This is a genomic window from Aureicoccus marinus, from assembly GCF_002954325.1.
In the GTDB taxonomy this organism is placed as follows: Bacteria; Bacteroidota; Bacteroidia; order Flavobacteriales; family Flavobacteriaceae; genus Aureicoccus; species Aureicoccus marinus.
The window spans coordinates 109306-127209 of sequence record NZ_MQVX01000001.1 but is presented as its reverse complement, the minus strand read 5'-3'; the positions used below and the strand labels follow the sequence as shown (position 1 = coordinate 127209).

At 45.0% G+C, this 17904-nt stretch carries 31 protein-coding genes; all 31 read right to left on the bottom strand.

Going from position 1 to position 17904, the window contains the following annotated elements; genetic code table 11:
• Positions 1-47 precede the first annotated feature (47 nt).
• The 31 genes from BST99_RS00650 to rplC all read right to left on the bottom strand — a co-directional run bounded on the left by BST99_RS00650 (position 48) and on the right by rplC (position 17855).
• Positions 48-1637, bottom strand: a complete 1590-nt coding sequence (locus tag BST99_RS00650; RefSeq protein ID WP_105000085.1) for a glycogen synthase — start codon at positions 1635-1637, stop codon at positions 48-50.
• A gap of 100 nt (positions 1638-1737) precedes the next feature.
• Positions 1738-3030: a phosphopyruvate hydratase gene (gene eno / locus BST99_RS00645; RefSeq protein ID WP_105000084.1), complete on the bottom strand. Its 1293-nt coding sequence runs from the start codon at positions 3028-3030 to the stop codon at positions 1738-1740.
• A 94-nt stretch (positions 3031-3124) separates the two neighbouring features.
• Positions 3125-4240, bottom strand: a complete 1116-nt coding sequence (gene carA / locus BST99_RS00640; RefSeq protein WP_105002379.1) for a glutamine-hydrolyzing carbamoyl-phosphate synthase small subunit — start codon at positions 4238-4240, stop codon at positions 3125-3127.
• Positions 4241-4340: 100 nt separating this feature from the next.
• Positions 4341-4838 carry a 50S ribosomal protein L17 gene (gene rplQ, locus BST99_RS00635; protein WP_105000083.1) on the bottom strand — a complete coding sequence of 166 codons (498 nt, stop codon included), beginning with the start codon at positions 4836-4838 and terminating at the stop codon, positions 4341-4343.
• Between the two features lie 22 nt (positions 4839-4860).
• The gene (locus tag BST99_RS00630) at positions 4861-5853 is read right to left on the bottom strand and encodes a DNA-directed RNA polymerase subunit alpha (protein WP_105000082.1); all 993 of its coding nucleotides are present in this window, start codon (positions 5851-5853) and stop codon (positions 4861-4863) included.
• Positions 5854-5871: 18 nt separating this feature from the next.
• Complete coding sequence (gene rpsD, locus BST99_RS00625; protein WP_105000081.1) at positions 5872-6477, bottom strand: 30S ribosomal protein S4; 606 nt, start codon at positions 6475-6477, stop codon at positions 5872-5874.
• 83 nt (positions 6478-6560) lie between these two features.
• Entirely contained in the window at positions 6561-6953 is a 393-nt protein-coding gene (rpsK, locus tag BST99_RS00620; protein WP_105000080.1) for a 30S ribosomal protein S11, read from the bottom strand.
• A gap of 52 nt (positions 6954-7005) precedes the next feature.
• Positions 7006-7380: a 30S ribosomal protein S13 gene (gene rpsM, locus BST99_RS00615; protein WP_105000079.1), complete on the bottom strand. Its 375-nt coding sequence runs from the start codon at positions 7378-7380 to the stop codon at positions 7006-7008.
• A gap of 3 nt (positions 7381-7383) precedes the next feature.
• On the bottom strand, positions 7384-7500 hold the full coding sequence (gene ykgO / locus BST99_RS00610; protein WP_010181906.1) for a type B 50S ribosomal protein L36: 117 nt from the start codon (positions 7498-7500) through the stop codon (positions 7384-7386).
• 1 nt (position 7501) lies between these two features.
• On the bottom strand, positions 7502-7717 hold the full coding sequence (infA, locus tag BST99_RS00605) for a translation initiation factor IF-1 (RefSeq protein WP_014031991.1): 216 nt from the start codon (positions 7715-7717) through the stop codon (positions 7502-7504).
• A gap of 13 nt (positions 7718-7730) precedes the next feature.
• Positions 7731-9065: a preprotein translocase subunit SecY gene (gene secY, locus BST99_RS00600; RefSeq protein ID WP_105000078.1), complete on the bottom strand. Its 1335-nt coding sequence runs from the start codon at positions 9063-9065 to the stop codon at positions 7731-7733.
• Between the two features lie 10 nt (positions 9066-9075).
• Positions 9076-9528 carry a 50S ribosomal protein L15 gene (gene rplO, locus BST99_RS00595; RefSeq protein ID WP_105000077.1) on the bottom strand — a complete coding sequence of 151 codons (453 nt, stop codon included), beginning with the start codon at positions 9526-9528 and terminating at the stop codon, positions 9076-9078.
• Between the two features lie 21 nt (positions 9529-9549).
• Positions 9550-9729, bottom strand: coding sequence for a 50S ribosomal protein L30 (gene rpmD / locus BST99_RS00590; RefSeq protein ID WP_105000076.1), 180 nt, complete (start codon positions 9727-9729; stop codon positions 9550-9552).
• A gap of 3 nt (positions 9730-9732) precedes the next feature.
• Positions 9733-10257: a 30S ribosomal protein S5 gene (rpsE, locus tag BST99_RS00585; protein WP_105000075.1), complete on the bottom strand. Its 525-nt coding sequence runs from the start codon at positions 10255-10257 to the stop codon at positions 9733-9735.
• A 6-nt stretch (positions 10258-10263) separates the two neighbouring features.
• Positions 10264-10617: a 50S ribosomal protein L18 gene (rplR, locus tag BST99_RS00580; protein WP_105000074.1), complete on the bottom strand. Its 354-nt coding sequence runs from the start codon at positions 10615-10617 to the stop codon at positions 10264-10266.
• A 12-nt stretch (positions 10618-10629) separates the two neighbouring features.
• Positions 10630-11172, bottom strand: a complete 543-nt coding sequence (gene rplF / locus BST99_RS00575; RefSeq protein WP_105000073.1) for a 50S ribosomal protein L6 — start codon at positions 11170-11172, stop codon at positions 10630-10632.
• Positions 11173-11190: 18 nt separating this feature from the next.
• On the bottom strand, positions 11191-11589 hold the full coding sequence (rpsH, locus tag BST99_RS00570; RefSeq protein WP_105000072.1) for a 30S ribosomal protein S8: 399 nt from the start codon (positions 11587-11589) through the stop codon (positions 11191-11193).
• Between the two features lie 18 nt (positions 11590-11607).
• On the bottom strand, positions 11608-11877 hold the full coding sequence (gene rpsN, locus BST99_RS00565; RefSeq protein WP_105000071.1) for a 30S ribosomal protein S14: 270 nt from the start codon (positions 11875-11877) through the stop codon (positions 11608-11610).
• A gap of 3 nt (positions 11878-11880) precedes the next feature.
• A complete protein-coding gene (rplE, locus tag BST99_RS00560; RefSeq protein WP_105000070.1) occupies positions 11881-12432 on the bottom strand; it encodes a 50S ribosomal protein L5 in 552 nt (183 codons plus the stop codon).
• Between the two features lie 4 nt (positions 12433-12436).
• Positions 12437-12748: a 50S ribosomal protein L24 gene (rplX, locus tag BST99_RS00555; RefSeq protein WP_105000069.1), complete on the bottom strand. Its 312-nt coding sequence runs from the start codon at positions 12746-12748 to the stop codon at positions 12437-12439.
• A gap of 10 nt (positions 12749-12758) precedes the next feature.
• Entirely contained in the window at positions 12759-13127 is a 369-nt protein-coding gene (rplN, locus tag BST99_RS00550; protein WP_105000068.1) for a 50S ribosomal protein L14, read from the bottom strand.
• A 2-nt stretch (positions 13128-13129) separates the two neighbouring features.
• Complete coding sequence (gene rpsQ / locus BST99_RS00545; RefSeq protein WP_105000067.1) at positions 13130-13387, bottom strand: 30S ribosomal protein S17; 258 nt, start codon at positions 13385-13387, stop codon at positions 13130-13132.
• Positions 13388-13400: 13 nt separating this feature from the next.
• Positions 13401-13592, bottom strand: a complete 192-nt coding sequence (gene rpmC, locus BST99_RS00540; protein ID WP_105000066.1) for a 50S ribosomal protein L29 — start codon at positions 13590-13592, stop codon at positions 13401-13403.
• 12 nt (positions 13593-13604) lie between these two features.
• Positions 13605-14027 carry a 50S ribosomal protein L16 gene (rplP, locus tag BST99_RS00535; RefSeq protein ID WP_105000065.1) on the bottom strand — a complete coding sequence of 141 codons (423 nt, stop codon included), beginning with the start codon at positions 14025-14027 and terminating at the stop codon, positions 13605-13607.
• A gap of 20 nt (positions 14028-14047) precedes the next feature.
• Positions 14048-14761 (bottom strand): 30S ribosomal protein S3, encoded by a 714-nt coding sequence (gene rpsC, locus BST99_RS00530; protein WP_105000064.1) that lies wholly within the window; start codon positions 14759-14761, stop codon positions 14048-14050.
• Between the two features lie 3 nt (positions 14762-14764).
• Complete coding sequence (gene rplV, locus BST99_RS00525) at positions 14765-15178, bottom strand: 50S ribosomal protein L22 (RefSeq protein WP_105000063.1); 414 nt, start codon at positions 15176-15178, stop codon at positions 14765-14767.
• 7 nt (positions 15179-15185) lie between these two features.
• Complete coding sequence (rpsS, locus tag BST99_RS00520; RefSeq protein WP_105000062.1) at positions 15186-15464, bottom strand: 30S ribosomal protein S19; 279 nt, start codon at positions 15462-15464, stop codon at positions 15186-15188.
• A gap of 12 nt (positions 15465-15476) precedes the next feature.
• Positions 15477-16301 carry a 50S ribosomal protein L2 gene (rplB, locus tag BST99_RS00515; protein WP_105000061.1) on the bottom strand — a complete coding sequence of 275 codons (825 nt, stop codon included), beginning with the start codon at positions 16299-16301 and terminating at the stop codon, positions 15477-15479.
• A 9-nt stretch (positions 16302-16310) separates the two neighbouring features.
• A complete protein-coding gene (gene rplW / locus BST99_RS00510; RefSeq protein ID WP_105000060.1) occupies positions 16311-16601 on the bottom strand; it encodes a 50S ribosomal protein L23 in 291 nt (96 codons plus the stop codon).
• A gap of 7 nt (positions 16602-16608) precedes the next feature.
• The gene (gene rplD / locus BST99_RS00505; RefSeq protein ID WP_105000059.1) at positions 16609-17238 is read right to left on the bottom strand and encodes a 50S ribosomal protein L4; all 630 of its coding nucleotides are present in this window, start codon (positions 17236-17238) and stop codon (positions 16609-16611) included.
• A complete protein-coding gene (gene rplC / locus BST99_RS00500; RefSeq protein WP_105000058.1) occupies positions 17238-17855 on the bottom strand; it encodes a 50S ribosomal protein L3 in 618 nt (205 codons plus the stop codon). Before rplC ends, rplD begins: the two co-directional genes overlap by 1 nt.
• Positions 17856-17904 lie beyond the last annotated feature (49 nt).

The following is a 17904-nucleotide window of genomic DNA, read 5'->3' as shown; positions in this document are numbered from 1 at the left end:
TTTAGGGTTTTGCAAATTTAACAAATCAAAAGCCGGCTTCAAAGGGTCTAAGAGACCTTAGACACTTCTTTTGTGACATCCTTAACAATAGGAAGTGCCAAGGGAAGGTCATAGAGTTGTGTGTAGTATTTATTCACCGAATCTTTCCAGGTAAATCGCTCCTTTCCAGCCCGTCGAGCAATCGCTCTAAAGGTCTTGCGATCCTCTACAAAAAGATTGATCACATCGTCAAAAGCCTCCAGCATATTGGAGATTTTAGCGTCGTAATTTGGACCGTCAAAACTAAAGCCTGTTTTCATGTGGTGGACGGTATCCTTAAGGCCTCCGGTATGATGAACAAGGCAAGGGTGCCCATTGCGCATAGCCAACATCTGGCTAATACCGCAAGGTTCAAACAGGCTGGGCATAAAGTAGAGGTCACTTTCGAGATAAATCGAATCGATCACCTCTTCAGATTGACCATTGATAAAAAGGAAGTTCTCCCGTTCGTAGCTGATCTCTCTAAACAGTTCTTCGTATTCCGGAGCACCTGTGCCCAGCAAAACGAAAATTCCATTGACGCGCTGTAGACTGGTCAATAAGTGATGAAAGGCTTCCGGACTTCGCTTGAAGAAATAAAACTTTTGCTCCGTCAAGCGTGCCACACTGGACACAACAAACTTAGGTGGATTCTCCATCCAGGAGAATACCTTCTCGCCCGTATGAGCCAAAAAGTCCGCCTTGTATTTTTTTGATTCCTCTTGCAACCAAGGAAAGATCGCCTTGAGGATATTCTTTAGGAGCTGTCCTTTTTCCGCCACATTGATATTGGCGTAGTTACAACCGTTGAGAATCCCAACCAATCGGCCCTCCTTGTCGGCTTTTTGGAGGTCTTCTTCCAAGCTTTCTCCCCCAATAAATTCCGGTGGAGAACTCGGCTTCATCACATCTTCTTTGTACGAAGGAGAAACCGTGTGAACTGAATCCGCAAATCGAATTCCCACGGCCATCAAATTGATACAATCCGGATAGCGTTTGTCCCGCAGTACCTCTTCCTGAAAAGCAATATTGGGGAACCAATTCCGTACAGAAGCGTAGTTATCCTGAAAAGGACGAATGCCCTGAATCGCCAGGTTGTGAATACTGTATACCGTTCGGATATCTTGTAGCGCTTTGAACTCCGGATGGTACTCTCTTAAGAACAAAAGCAGGCTGGTATGCCAATCGTGCAGGTGAACAATATCTAAATCCCCAAAGGCACCATTCTTAATCGCTTGAGCCACCGCTGTACAAAAGATAAAGTACTTGATGGAGTCATTGAAAAAAGGTTCTTTGGGATCGTTGTGGTAAATATGAGCGATATCCCCGGCCTGAATTTCCGGATGGTGAATCACGTAGTGATGAATACCCTTGATCTCTTTCTTTCCTCTGACCTTGTAGAGTTCTGCAAAGTATTCCGTTCCGCGCAAGGGAAACTGTAGTAAACTGATCATCTGCCCTTCGTGGTGCAAGCGTCCGTAAGAAGGCACGACCACGTGGACGGTATCGTCGTTCTCAGCAATATGACGCGGCACATCACGGACAACGTCAGCCATACCACCAGCTTTGCAATTCGCTATCGCATCATTCTCGGCAGAGACAAAAAGAAAATTATTCATCAGTAATTCAGGAGGTTTAAATTCAGACGTTTTATTAAAATACGAAAAATAATGGGGCAAAAAAAAGCCTCATCTGCTTGAGATGAGGCTGTGAAATAACTTATCGTTTTACCTTGAAGGCATTGCCTTGCGGGTAATAGGCCGTTTCACCAAGCATCTCCTCAATGCGCAGTAATTGGTTGTACTTGGCCATTCGGTCGCTTCGAGAAGCAGACCCTGTTTTAATTTGTCCGGTATTTAATGCAACGGCTAAATCGGCAATCGTATTGTCTTCAGTTTCTCCTGAACGGTGTGACATCACCGAGGTATAGCCCGCATTTTTGGCCATGTTCACCGCGGCAATAGTCTCGGTAAGGGTACCGATTTGGTTCACTTTGATCAAAATTGAGTTCGCGGTATCCGTGGCGATTCCTTTAGAGAGACGCTCAACATTGGTTACGAATAAATCGTCACCCACTAACTGAACACGATCACCGACTTTATCGGTCAACATCTTCCAACCATCCCAGTCATTTTCGTCCATCCCATCTTCAATGGAGATGATGGGGTACTGGTCGCACAAGTCAGCCAGGTATTGGGCTTGCTCTTCTGAAGTGCGAACAGCTCCGCCTTCTCCTTCGAACTTGCTGTAATCGTATTTTCCGTCGACGTAGAATTCAGCAGAAGCACAATCCAAAGCCAACATCACGTTGTCTCCGAGTTTGTAGCCAGCGTTCTCTACCGCTTTAGCGATGGTATCTAGCGCATCTTCTGTTCCGTTGAACTCAGGAGCAAAACCTCCCTCGTCTCCAACAGCAGTACTCAGGTTACGGCCTTTCAATACCTTTTTAAGGTGGTGAAAGATTTCTGTTCCCATTTGCATGGCGTGGCTAAAGCTTTCGGCTTTGACCGGCATCACCATGAATTCCTGGAAAGCAATCGGCGCATCGGAGTGCGAGCCACCATTGACGATATTCATCATCGGTACGGGCAGGGTATTTGCACTCACACCGCCGACATAGCGGTAAAGTGGCAAGCCTAGCTCTTCCGCGGCGGCCTTGGCAACAGCCAAAGAAACCCCTAGAATGGCATTAGCACCCAACTTCGATTTGTTCGGAGTTCCATCCAGCTCGATCATGGTCTTGTCGATCAGGTTTTGCTCAAAAACAGACAGTCCAACCAACTCCTCGGCCAAAATATGGTTTACATTATCGACTGCTTGACGGACGCCTTTTCCCATATAGGTATCTCCCCCATCGCGAAGCTCAACCGCCTCGTGTTCTCCTGTTGACGCTCCTGAAGGAACGGCAGCTCTTCCCAAAAGACCATTCTCTGTAATTACATCTACTTCAACGGTTGGGTTTCCTCTAGAATCCAGAATTTGTCTGGCGTGTATATTGATAATGATACTCATTGTCTAATCGAATTGTGGTTTTAAGATGATGATTTCAAACTTCGTGGCGAAAATAAATAATTGGCTCAAAGCCTCCTACGTTTTTCCTTCGGTTTTAGGCTGGAACAGCCTCTTTTATCGCCTCAAAAAATTCATCGAATAAATACTTTGAATCGTGCGGTCCAGGACTCGCTTCCGGGTGGTATTGAACCGAGAACGCCTTGTGGTTTTTCAGGCGAATTCCAGCGACCGTATCGTCGTTCAAATGACGGTGAGTCACTTCTACCCCTTCATTAGCCGCGGCCTGTTCCGCACTAATCGCGAAGCCGTGGTTTTGAGAGGTGATCTCTCCCTTCCCGGTAAGTAAATTCAAAATAGGGTGGTTGATCCCTCGGTGACCCTGGTGCATTTTATAAGTAGAAATTCCCTGCGTAAGTGCCAACACTTGGTGCCCCAGGCAAATTCCAAAGACAGGCTTCCCGGTTTTGAGCATGGCCGTTGTGGTCGCAATGGCCTCTTTTAAAGGTTCTGGATCCCCTGGTCCGTTCGACACAAAGTAAGCGTGCGGGTCAAAAGCCTTCATCTCTTCGATGGAAGCGTTGTAAGGGAACACCTGAATATAAGCTCCTCGCTCAGCCAGAGAGCGGAGGATGTTCTTCTTGATACCGATATCCAAAGCCGCGATACGGTAAGGTGCATTAGCATCTCCAAAGAAATAGGGCTCTTTGGTCGATACCTTTGAAGCCAACTCCAGCCCTTGCATACTCGGAACTGCCTTTAATTCTTCTTTCAATTGATCGATTTCGTCTACACGAGTCGAAATCAAGGCATTCATCGCCCCGTTGTCACGAATATAGCTTACCAAAGCGCGGGTGTCTACATCGGAAACGGCGAGGATATTGTTACGCCCCAAGAATTCCAAAAGACTTCCTTCAGCTGAAGGACGAGAATAAGGATAACTGAAATTCTTGCAAATCAATCCAGCAATCTTGACTGAATCTGATTCAATCTCTTCTACGTGCGTTCCGTAGTTACCAATATGCGCATTGGTCATTACCATCAACTGGCCGTAGTAAGACGGGTCCGTAAAGATCTCCTGATACCCTGTCATTCCGGTGTTGAAACAGACTTCCCCAAAGGCCGTTCCTTCCATATCACCTACTACTTTACCATAAAACACGGTGCCGTCCTCCAGCAGTACTATCGCTTTTTTCCGTGTAGTGTATTTCATATTCATTTCCTAATTAGAGATTTAGCACAAAAAAACATAAAAAAAGGGATACGCTTGGCGCGTATCCCTCAATTGTATTAAACACTTAATAACACTTTGATCATTCTTCTGAATCATCGGCTGCAACTGGTGCAACAACTTCTTCTTTCTTCTTAGCACCTCCACGACGGCTACGACGAGTATTCTTACTCTTCTTCGCTCCACCAGCTTGGTACAACTCATTGAAATCGACCAATTCAATCATGGCCATATCAGCGTTATCCCCTAGACGATTTCCAAGCTTGATGATTCGGGTGTATCCGCCTGGACGGTCTCCGATCTTCTCTGCTACAGGTCCGAACAACTCGGTTACTGCATACTTGTTTCTAAGGTTTTGAAAAACAACACGACGGTTGTGCTGACCCTTGTCAGCCGTTTGGTTGTTCTCTGCCTTTGATTTTGTGATCAAGGGCTCAACAAACTGCTTAAGGGCTTTTGCTTTAGCAAGCGTTGTGTTGATTCTCTTATGTTCGATAAGGGAACAAGCCATGTTTGCCAACATCGCCTTGCGGTGGGCGGCTGTTCTCCCGAGGTGATTAAATTTCTTACCGTGTCTCATAATTATTTACTCTCTTCAGCGATTAGTCGCGGTCCAATTTGTATTTGGTCAAATCCATTCCGAACTGCAATCCTTTGTTGATAACCAACTCTTCCAATTCGGTCAACGATTTCTTTCCGAAATTTCTAAACTTCATCAAGTCATTCTTGTTGAAAGAAACCAAGTCACCCAAGGTATCAACTTCAGCAGCTTTCAAACAGTTCAGTGCACGCACAGACAAGTCCATATCGACCAATTTGGTCTTCAAGAGCTGACGCATGTGCAAGGACTCTTCATCATACGTTTCGGTGCGCTCCAATTCATCCGCCTCCAAGGTGATGCGCTCATCAGAGAACAACATGAAGTGGTGAATCAAAACCTTGGCTGCCTCTGTAAGGGCTGCCTTAGGATTGATAGAACCGTCCGTTTCAATTTCGAAAACCAATTTTTCGTAATCGGTCTTTTGCTCTACACGGTAGTTCTCGATGCTGTACTTCACATTCTTTACCGGTGTAAACACAGAATCAACAGCTACGCTACCCAAAGGAGCATTGGATTTTTTATTCTCTTCAGCAGGAACATACCCACGGCCTTTCTCAATGATGATCTCCATGTTGATGTTCACCTTGGATTCCATGTTGCAAATCACCAAATCCGGATTCAATACCTGGTATCCGCTGATAAACTTCTGGAAATCTCCAGCCGTTAGTTTTTCGCTTTCGCTGATTGTAATAGCAACGGTTTCGCTTTCTACATCGTCAATTTGTCTTTTGAATCGAACTTGCTTCAGATTCAAAATGATCTCTGTAACGTCTTCAACTACCCCAGGGATAACTGAAAATTCGTGCTCAACTCCATCAATACGAACCGATGTAATTGCAAACCCTTCCAAAGAGGAAAGAAGAACTCTTCTCAGTGCGTTACCGACAGTCAGACCGTAACCCGGCTCCAAAGGACGAAATTCAAATTTCCCTTCGAAATCGGTAGAGTCTACCATGATAACCTTATCAGGCTTCTGAAAATTAAGTAATGCCATAATCGATCTAAATTGCTATTATTTGGAGTAAAGTTCAACGATCAATTGTTCTTTGATCGCTTCAGGAATTTGCATACGCTCTGGAATGGTTACAAAGTTCCCTTCCATTTTCTCACTGTTCCAAGTGATCCACTCGTATACATTGCTGTTGTTAGCCAATGACTCTGTAATCACAACAAGAGACTTGGACTTCTCGCGAACTCCGATCACCTCACCTGGCTTCAGGCTGTATGAAGGAATGTTCACTACTTCACCGTTAACGGTAATGTGTCGGTGAGAAACCAACTGTCGTGCAGCACGGCGGGAAGGAGCGATACCCATACGGTATACTACGTTGTCTAGGCGGCTCTCACACAATTGTAAAAGTACTTCACCTGTCACTCCTTTGCTGCGGTTTGCTTTTTCAAAAAGGTTGCGGAACTGACGCTCTAAAATACCGTACGTGTACTTTGCCTTTTGCTTCTCCATCAACTGGATAGCGTATTCAGACTTCTTACCTCTTCTACGGTTGTTTCCATGTTGTCCCGGAGGGTAATTCTTTTTCTCGAAAGACTTGTCGTCTCCGAAAATTGCCTCGCCAAATTTGCGAGCGATTTTGGTTTTTGGACCTGTGTATCTTGCCATCTTTTCTAAATTAGCCGAAATGAGGTCATGAATTAAGGCTTATCCTTCGATGACCTTCCTTCACTTCGGAATTGTAAAATTAATTATACTCGACGTCTTTTCGGAGGACGACACCCGTTGTGTGGTAATGGAGTTACATCGATGATCTCCGTAACTTCAATTCCGGCATTGTGAATGGTACGAATCGCAGACTCTCTTCCGTTACCCGGCCCTTTTACATAGACCTTAACTTTGCGAAGACCAGCCTCGTGAGCCACTTTAGAGCAATCCTCTGCTGCAACCTGAGCTGCGTAAGGAGTGTTCTTCTTTGATCCACGGAATCCCATTTTACCAGCAGAAGACCAGGAAATAACATCCCCCTTCTTGTTGGTCAATGAAATAATGATATTGTTGAATGATGCAACAATATGGGCTTCCCCATGCGAGTCAACGACAACCTTTCTTTTCTTAGCCGTTTTTGTGTTTCCCTTTGCCATATTTCTACTGCGTCAATACACCGAGAGAGTAAGCTCCCAGCTGTTGAACAAATTATTTTGTCGCCTTCTTTTTGTTGGCAACAGTTTTTCTTTTTCCCTTACGAGTTCTGGAGTTGTTCTTTGTACGCTGACCACGAAGAGGCAAACCAATTCTGTGGCGGATACCGCGGTAACAACCAATATCCATCAAACGCTTGATGTTCAATTGCGTCTCAGAACGAAGCTCTCCTTCAATAGTGAATTGAGAAACAGCTTCACGGATACGACTAATTTCATCGTCATTCCACTCAGAAACTTTTGTGTCTTCAGACACTTTTGCTTGTGCGAGAATTTCCTGCGCTCGGCTGCGACCAACCCCGTAGATGTAGGTTAGTGAAATAACACCACGCTTTTGTTTCGGAATATCTACCCCTGCGATTCTAGCCATAATTTATCCTTGTCTTTGTTTGAATCTAGGATTCTTTTTGTTTATTACGTACAATCTTCCTTTGCGGCGAACGATCTTGCAGTCCGCACTTCTTTTCTTTAAGGATGCCCTTACTTTCATCTTAGTATCTGTATGTGATTCGTGCTTTTGTCAAGTCATACGGGCTCATCTCCAGCTTTACTTTATCTCCGGGAAGCAATTTGATGTAGTGCATACGCATCTTCCCTGAAATATGAGCGGTTACAACGTGGCCATTTTCCAATTCTACGCGGAACATCGCGTTAGAAAGGGCTTCGATAATGGTTCCGTCTTGTTCAATTGCCGGCTGCTTTGCCATAAACTTGTCGTTATTAAGCTACTTTTCTGTTTTTACCAGTTTTCATCAATCCGTCGTAGTGACGGTTCAACAAGTATGAATTCACCTGTTGCATCGTATCGATGGCCACCCCTACCATAATGAGCAAGGAAGTACCACCATAGAACAAGGCCCATCCGCCTTGAACTCCCATAATTTTATTGACCAAAGCAGGAAGTACTGCCAAGGCTGCCAGGAACAAGGATCCTGGGAAAGTGATCAAAGACATGATCTTATCCAGATAATCTCCTGTTTCTTTACCAGGACGAATCCCAGGAATGAATCCTCCACTTCTTTTTAGGTCATCAGCCATTTTGTTGGTCGGAACCGTAATCGCCGTATAGAAATACGTAAAGATGATAATCAAAAGAGCGAAGAGAATGTTGTAGTACAATCCGAATGGATCCTGAAACTGAACACTCATCCATTGCCCTACCGCCGTGTCATCAAAAGTACGACCGATCAATGCAGGCGCGAACATAATGGCCTGAGCAAAAATGATCGGCATAACCCCAGAAGCATTCAACTTCAAAGGAATGTACTGACGTGAACTCTTCTCGTAACTACCAGAAGCTGTACGACGTGCGTACTGAACCGGAATTTGGCGAATAGCCATGGTCAATAGCACACTGGCCAAAATAACCACGAACCACAAGATGATTTCAAACAAGATCATCATCAGGCCACCGGTGTTGTTGCTGTAACGTGTGATCGCTTCCTGCACGAATGATTGAGGCATGGTTGCGATAATCCCCACCATAATCAAGAGAGAGATCCCGTTTCCGATTCCGCGGTCAGTGATCTTTTCACCCAACCACATCGCGAAGATGGTTCCGGTTACCAAAATGATTACTGAAGGAATGATAAAATCAAGACCTTTCCCCATTACAAAAGCAGAATCAGGAACACCCAATTGGCTCAATCCCAACAAGTAGGTAGGGGCCTGAACCACACAGATTGCAATAGTCAACCAACGTGTGATCTGGTTCTTGGTCTTTCTTCCGCTTTCTCCTTCCTTATCCAACTTTTGCAGGTAAGGAATAGCAATACTCATCAACTGCACTACAATAGAGGCAGAGATGTAGGGCATAATTCCCAAGGCAAAAACAGAAGCCTTCGCAAAAGCTCCTCCTGTAAATGCGTTTAGAATACCTAAGATACCCTGTTCTGTGTTCGATGTTAAAGCATTCAGTTGAGCTGTATCGATCCCTGGAAGAGCAACTTGTGCCCCAAAACGATAAACCAGCAACATACCCAGCGTAAGCAGGATTCGTTGCCGAAGCTCATCAATTTTCCAGATATTCGATAAGGTTTCTAAAAAACTCTTCATATCAACTGAATTATAAGCTTATCGCTTCTCCACCCGCAGCTTCGATCGCCTCTTTGGCCTTCGCACTGAATTTGTGAGCAGATACTTTAAGTTTCGCTTTTAGTTCACCGTTCCCAAGAACTTTAACCAATTCGTTGCGGCGTACCAAACGGTGCTCCACCATCACATCAAAAGTAATGTCACCTTTCACTCCCTTGTCGTCTACCAGTTGTTGAAGACGATCCAAGTTCACTGCTTGGTACTCTTTTCTGTTGATGTTTTTGAATCCAAATTTTGGAACTCGGCGTTGAAGTGGCATTTGACCTCCTTCAAATCCTATTTTCTTGGAATATCCTGAACGAGATTTCGCACCCTTGTGACCACGAGCAGAAGTTCCTCCTTTTCCAGAGGCCTGTCCGCGTCCCAATCGCTTACCTGCACGGTTGCGACTTCCTTCAGCTGGTTTTAAATTTCCTAAATCCATATCTCCCTTAATGTCTTATCGTTATGCCTCTTCTGTAGAGACCAAATGTTCAACAACCTTGACCATACCAAGAATACTTGGGTTAGCCTCATGCTCAACCACCTGACCGATTTTTCTCAATCCAAGTGCCTCAAGCGTTTGCTTTTGGTTTTTTGGACGCTTGATAGCGCTCCTCACCTGTGTTACTTTAATCTTGGCCATGTCTTATCCGTTATATACTTTTTCTACACTGATTCCACGCTCAGCAGCAACTGCATTTGCATCACGCAACTGCAAAAGCGCATCAAAAGTAGCTTTTACTACGTTATGTGGGTTAGAAGAACCTTGAGATTTTGAAAGTACATCGTGAACTCCTACTGCTTCCAGTACTGCACGAACGGCTCCACCAGCGATAACCCCGGTACCCGTTGAAGCAGGCTGAATGTATACACGAGCTCCACCGTACTTCCCTTTTTGTTGATGAGGAACGGTTCCTTTATTCAAAGGAATGCGAACCAAGTTCTTCTTTGCGTCTTCCACTGCTTTGGCGATAGCGGTAGCAACTTCTTTGGATTTACCAAGTCCGTGTCCTACAACACCATTCTCATCACCAACAACAACGATGGCAGAGAAACCGAAAGCACGTCCACCCTTTGTCACCTTGGTAACACGTTGAACACCTACCAAACGGTCTTTCAATTCAAGCCCACCTGGCTTGACCAATTCTACGTTCTTATACTTTTGATACATCTCTGCTTAAAATTTTAGTCCACCCTCACGCGCGCCTTCGGCCAAGGATTTAACTCTTCCGTGATACAAATTTCCTCCGCGGTCAAACGCTACCTGCTCAATCCCAAGGCCTTTCGCTTTTTCAGCGATAGCCTTTCCAACTGCATTGGCTACTTCAACCTTGGTTCCAGTCGCCTCAACTGCTTTATCTCTTGAAGAAGCAGCAGCAAGGGTCTTCCCTTCGTTGTCATTAATCAATTGAGCGTAGATCTCCTTGTTGGAGCGAAAAATAGCCAAACGTGGTCTTTCGGCAGTACCAAAAGAAACCTTTCGGATTCTTCTTCGAATACGCAGTCTTCTCTGATGTTTGTTCAATGCCATAATTACAGCTTATTATGCGGACTTACCGGCTTTGCGTCGGATCTGTTCTCCAACAAATTTTATCCCTTTTCCTTTGTATGGCTCAGGCTTGCGGAAGCTTCTGATCTTCGCTGCAACTTGCCCTACCAATTGCTTATCGTGAGAGGTAAGCTTAACGATTGGGTTCTTTCCTTTTTCAGAAACGGTTTCAATCTTTACCTCTGGAGCAATATCCAACACGATGTTGTGAGAAAATCCGATAGCCAAATCCAATTTTTGTCCTTGGTTGCTGGCACGGTAACCGACCCCAACCAATTCCAATTCTTTGGTCCATCCTTTGGATACTCCTTCGATCATGTTGTTGATCAAAGCGCGGTACAAACCGTGCTTTGCTTTGTGATCTTTACTTTCAGAAGGGCGAGCAACTGTAAGAGTGCCTTCCTCAATCTTTACCTCTACGTCTTTGACTTCTTGTTGAAGTTCACCCAACTTCCCTTTTACGGTAACTACACCAGCGTTCACTTCAATAGTGACACCTTCGGGAATGCTGATTGGGTTATTTCCTATTCTTGACATTTCTCCTGTATTAGTGGCTTAGTAAACGTAGCAGAGAACTTCTCCACCAACATTTTCTTTGCTCGCTTGTTTACTAGTCATTACCCCGTGTGAAGTGGACATAATTGCAATACCCAATCCGTTGAGGACTCGAGGAAGCTCGTCAGTACTCACGTACTTACGCAAACCAGGCTTACTGATGCGCTCCAGCTTCTTAATGACCGGCTCTTTAGTTAACTTGTTGTACTTCAAGGCAATTTTAATATTCCCTTGTGCTCCTTCATCTTCGAACTTGTAGCTAAGGATGTACCCTTGATCAAAAAGGATCTTGGTCATTTCCTTCTTCAAGTTTGAAGCTGGAATGTTCACGACTCGGTGGCCCGCTCTGCTGGCGTTGCGAATTCGCGTCAAATAATCTGAGATAGGATCTGTCAGCATAATTCTTTCTTCTTTAAATTACCAGCTTGCTTTTTTAACTCCTGGGATAAGTCCCTGGTTGGCCATTTCCCGGAAAGTAACACGAGAGATACCGAAGTTTCTCATGTAACCACGTGGACGACCAGTCAACTTACAGCGGTTTCTCATACGAACCGGGGAAGCATTCTTTGGCAACTTCTGAAGAGCTTCGTAGTCTCCAGCTTCTTTAAGTGCCTTGCGCTTCTCGGCATATTTTGCAACCATTTTTGCCCTTTTGCGTTCGCGGGCTTTCATTGATTCTTTGGCCATCTCTTAATTCTTTTTAAAGGGTACTCCCAGTTCGCTTAACAATGATTTCGCTTCTTTATCGGTATCAGCAGAGGTGACAAAAGTGATATCCATCCCGTTGATACGATTGATCTTGTCGATATTGATCTCCGGGAAAATGATCTGCTCAGTAATACCGAGGTTGTAGTTTCCACGTCCATCAAAACCAGTCGCTTTTACACCTCCAAAGTCACGTACACGTGGCAATGCAGTTGTGATTAGGCGATCTAGGAATTCGTACATTCTTTCTCCGCGCAAAGTCACCTTAGCACCGATCGGCATTCCCTTTCTCAATTTGAAAGTTGCAACGTCCTTCTTGGAAATTGTAGCAACTGCCTTTTGACCGGTAATTTGAGCTAGTTCTTCTACCGCGTGATCGATGAGTTTCTTGTCGGCAACAGCAGCACCAACACCACGGCTCACTACAATCTTCTGTAGCTTAGGAACCTGCATTACATTGCTGTAACCAAATTCCTCCGTGAGTGCCTTTACTACGCGCTCTTTATATTCTTGCTTAAGTCTTGGAATGTATCCCATGGTCTTAAATAACTTCGTTAGACTTTTTAGACACGCGGACTTTCTTTCCGTCTCTCACCTCGTAACCTACACGTGTAGGCTCCCCTGATTTTGGGTCGAGCAAAGAGAGATTCGAAATGTGAATCGGTGCTTCTTTCTCTACAATACCACCCTGCGGATTCTTCGCGCTGGGCTTTTCGTGCTTCTTGACGATGTTTACGCCTTCAACAATAACCTTCCCATTCTCTCTGTCGAGTTTCAAGATGACACCCTCAGAGTTCTTGTGGTCTCCGGTCATTACTTTTACCGTATCGCCTACTTTAATTTTTGTCTTCATTCCGGTCTAATTATAGCACCTCAGGTGCAAGAGAAACGATTTTCATGAATTGCTTGTCTCGCAACTCCCGAGCGACTGGCCCAAAAACACGAGTACCGCGCATTTCTCCTGTAGCGTTGAGAAGAACACAAGCGTTATCGTCAAAACGGATATAAGATCCATCCGGGCGACGAACTTCTTTTTTGGTTCTTACCACAACGGCAGTAGAAACTGCTCCTTTCTTTACTGCACCGTTAGGAGCAGCGTCCTTTACTGAGACTACGATCTTGTCACCAAGAGCCGCGTATCTTCTTTTTGTACCACCAAGAACACGAATAGTCAATACTTCCTTCGCTCCGGTGTTGTCGGCAACTTTAAGTCTGCTTTCCTGTTGTACCATGATTACTTAGCTCTTTCAATGATTTCTACCAATCTCCAGCACTTTGTTTTACTCAAAGGCCGAGTCTCCATAATTTTCACTGTATCCCCCTCGTTGCAATCGTTCTTTTCGTCGTGTGCAACGTACTTCTTGGTCTTCAATACGAACTTTCCGTACATCGGGTGCTTGACGCGCTTTACCTCAGAGACAACGATAGATTTCTCCATCTTGCTGCTGGTTACTACGCCAATTCTTTCTTTTCTTAGATTTCTGTTTTCCATAAGGTACAACCCGTTATTGTGAATCCCTTTTAGATAATTCTGTAGCCAATCGTGCCACTGTTCTTCTGGTTTTGCGAATCAGCATCGGATTCTCCAGAGGTGTTACGGCATGATTCATCTGCATCTGCTCGTATTCCTTTTTTAACTGGTCCAATTGCTTTTGCAATTCCTCCACCGACATTCCTTGTATCTCTGCTTGTTTCATGGTCTGTCAATTTTATTGCTCGGCGTAATCCCGTGCAACAATGAACTTTGTTTTAACTGGCAATTTCTGAGCGGCAAGACGCAAAGCTTCTTTTGCCACATCCATTGGTACTCCTGCAACCTCGAAAATGATGCGTCCAGGTTTTACAACAGCTACCCAGTATTCTGGTGCTCCCTTACCTTTACCCATACGTACCTCAAGAGGTTTCTTGGTGATGGGCTTGTCCGGGAAAATTTTAATCCACAGTTGCCCCTGTCTCTTCATATATCGCGTTGCTGCAATACGAGCCGCCTCGATCTGACGAGAAGTGATGAAGCGAGAATCCAAAGACTTGATCCCAAACATTCCGTTTGACAACTGATGTCCTCGTTGAGAATTCCCCTTCATGCGCCCTTTTTGCGCTTTGCGGAATTTCGTTCTTTTCGGCTGTAACATCTTACCTTACTTTATCTTAATTACTTGCGGCGACGTTGACGTTTTCCTCCGTCTTGCTTGCCTTTGCCTTGGTTGACATTAAGACCAACTAGTGGAGAAAGCTCACGCTTACCGTACACTTCACCTTTCATGATCCATACCTTGATACCCAAACGACCGTAAGTCGTGTGCGCTTCATGCAAAGCGTAATCTACGTCTGCACGGAAGGTAGAAAGAGGAATTCGTCCTTCTTTATAAGCTTCTGAACGCGCCATTTCTGCTCCGTTCAAACGCCCTGAGATCTGAATCTTAATTCCTTCTGCATTCATTCGAATCGCTGCTGCAATAGCCATTTTGATGGCACGGCGGTAGCTGATCCGACTCTCAATCTGACGAGCAACACTTGCTGCAACCAAATTGGCATCCAACTCAGGTCTCTTGATCTCGTGAATGTTGATCTGAACCTCCTTGTTGGTAATTTTCTTCAACTCTTCTTTCAGCCTATCAACCTCTTGACCTCCTTTACCAATGATGATACCAGGACGAGCCGTGGTAATGGTAATCGTGATGAGTTTTAGGGTTCTTTCGATAATCACACGCGACACGCTGGCTTTCGCCAAACGAGCATATACGTATTTGCGGATCTTGTCGTCTTCCGCCAACTTATCTCCGTAATCGTTTCCTCCATACCAGTTGGATTCCCATCCTCTAATGATACCTAGGCGATTTCCGATAGGGTTCGTCTTCTGTCCCATATATTATTCTTCGCTTTGTGTGTTATTGGTTTCTCCCAAAACCAAGGTTACGTGATTGGATCTCTTTCGAATACGGTGCGCACGCCCCTGAGGAGCAGTTTGCAATCTCTTCAACATCATTCCTCCGTCAACGCGAATCTCTTTGACAAAAAGATCTGCAGATTCCAAATCTCCGTCTTCGTTTTTCGCTTCCCAGTTCGCAATTGCACTGAGCAAAAGCTTCTCTAGTCTTCTTGACGCCTCCTTCGAGTTGAATCTCAAAATAGCCAAGGCTGTTTCGATTTTCTTACCGCGAATAAGGTCGGCGACCAAACGCATCTTACGAGGTGATGTCGGGCAATTGTTCAATTTCGCGAAAGCCATTTCTTTACGCTCAGCTTTCAAACGGTCTGCCATTTGTTTCTTACGAACTCCCATCGCTTACTTATTTTTTTCCTTTGTTCTTAGCTCCAGCGTGTCCTCTAAAGGAACGTGTTGGAGAAAATTCACCCAGTTTGTGTCCAACCATATTCTCTGTTACGTAAACAGGAACAAATTGTCTTCCGTTGTGAACCGCAATGGTCTGTCCAACGAAATCCGGAGTAATCATAGAGGCTCTTGACCACGTCTTGATTACTGTTTTCTTTCCGGACTCTACATTTTGCTGAACCTTCTTCTCCAAACTGTGGTGTACAAAGGGTCCTTTCTTTAATGATCTTGCCATCTTTCGCTAGCCTTATTTCTTTCTACGTTCAACGATATATCGGTTGCTGTCTTTGGTCTTGGATCTTGTGCGGAACCCTTTCGCTGGGATACCGTTCTTCGATCTTGGGTGACCACCAGACGCACGGCCTTCACCACCACCCATTGGGTGATCAACAGGGTTCATCACTACTGGACGAGTACGTGGTCGACGACCCAACCAGCGGCTGCGACCGGCTTTACCTGACACCAACAACTGGTGATCAGAATTGGAAACCGCACCGATAGTCGCCAAACAATTGGCCAAAATCATACGGGTTTCACCAGAAGGCAACTTTACCGTTACAAACTTCCCATCTTTAGCCATCAACTGCGCAAAGGTTCCAGCACTTCTCGCCATTACGGCACCCTGTCCAGGACGCAATTCGATACAAGAAATGATGGTTCCCAAAGGAATTTGAGAAAGGGGAAGTGCATTTCCGATTTCCGGAGCTGCTTTTTCACCTGACTGCACCTTTTGGCCTACTTGTAGACCATTCTGAGCAATGACATATCTCTTTTCACCGTCTGTGTACTGCAACAAGGCAATAAAAGCGGTTCTGTTCGGATCATATTGGATGGACGAAACTTCAGCGACAACTCCCTGCTTATCTCTTTTGAAATCGATAACACGGTAGCGTCTCTTGTGTCCACCTCCGCGAAACTTCGCGGTCATTTTCCCTTGATTGTTACGTCCTCCGGATTTCTTCAGAGGGGCAAGCAAAGATTTCTCTGGCTTGCTTTCCGTAATCGCATCAAATCCATTGACCACGCGAAAGCGTTGTCCTGGAGTGATCGGTTTTAATTTTCTTACTGACATTCCTCTGAATTATAGGTTTGCGTAAAAATCAATGATATCTCCTTCAGCAACGTCGACAATCGCCTTCTTACGAGCGTTTGTCTTCCCATGCTGAATCCCAGTTTTGGTGTAACGGGTGCTGCGTTTTGGTCCGTAGTTCATCGTACGAACCTTTTCTACAGTGACTCCGTAAGTCTCCTCCACTGCTTGCTTAATCTCTAACTTGTTGGCCTCTGGATTTACATAGAATCCATAGCGGTTAAACAACTCGCTATCGGCTGTCATTTTTTCCGTAATGATCGGTTTAATCAACACACCCATGAGGTCCTTATTTAGTTAAATTTGACTCGATTCCTTCCACAGCGCTTTCCAATAGAACAATACTATTGGCATTCAAAATACTGTATGTATTTAACTGTGAGTTAGTTACGACTTGAGAGCGCTTCAAATTACGCGCCGACAAATATACATTTTTATTCAGGCCACCCAACACTACCAATGACTTTTTGTCTTCAAGCCCAAGGGATTGCAAGAAGGATTTGAAATCCTTTGTCTTTGGCGTATCGAAATCAAAGTCCTCTACGACGTAGATCGCTTTGTCCTGAGACTTCAAACTCAAGGCTGATTTACGAGCCAAGCGCTTGACATTCTTGTTCAATTTTTGATCGTACTGACGTGGGCGTGGGCCGAAAATTCGTCCACCACCACGGAATACAGGAGACTTGATACTCCCCGCACGAGCCGTACCTGTTCCTTTTTGCTTCTTGATCTTACGGGTACTACCGGTAATCTCTGCTCTTTCTTTGGCCTTGTGAGTTCCTTGACGCTGGTGAGCCAAGTATTGCTTCACATCCAGGTAAATGGCGTGTTCATTGGGCTCAATCCCAAAGATGTCATCCGAAAGATCTACTTTACGACCGGTTGACTTGCCCTGTCTGTCTAATACTTCAACTTTCATTACTTCTCTACCGTTACGTATGCGTTCTTATGACCAGGAACACAACCTTTAACAACCAATAAATTCTTTTCAGGAACAACCTTAACCACCTTCAGGTTTTGAACTGTTACTCGTTCACCACCCATACGGCCAGCCATCTTCATTCCCTTAAATACACGCGCCGGATAAGAAGCCGCACCGATGGAACCGGGTGCTCTTAGACGGTTGTGCTGTCCGTGAGTTGCTTGTCCAACACCGCCGAAACCGTGTCTCTTAACAACCCCTTGATGACCTTTTCCTTTAGACGTACCTGCCACATCGACAAATTCACCTTCCTGGAAAAGTTCTACGCTTAGGGTATCCCCTAGCTTGTGATCACCTTCAACATCTCGGAATTCGACGACTTTTTTCTTAGGAGCAGTACCCGCCTTCTTAAAATGGCCTTGTTCAGCCTTGTTGGCGCGTCTGTCTGCCTTGTCATCGAAACCAAGTTGAAGGGCATTGTACCCGTCAACCTCTTCGGTTCTGACTTGGGTAACGACACAAGGTCCAGCTTCAATAACGGTACAAGGAATGTTCTTCCCGTTCTCGTCAAAGATGCTAGTCATGCCGATTTTTCTTCCAATTAACCCAGACATACTAATAGTTATTAATGTTTCAATTTATGTGGCCTTTCGACCGGGAAGC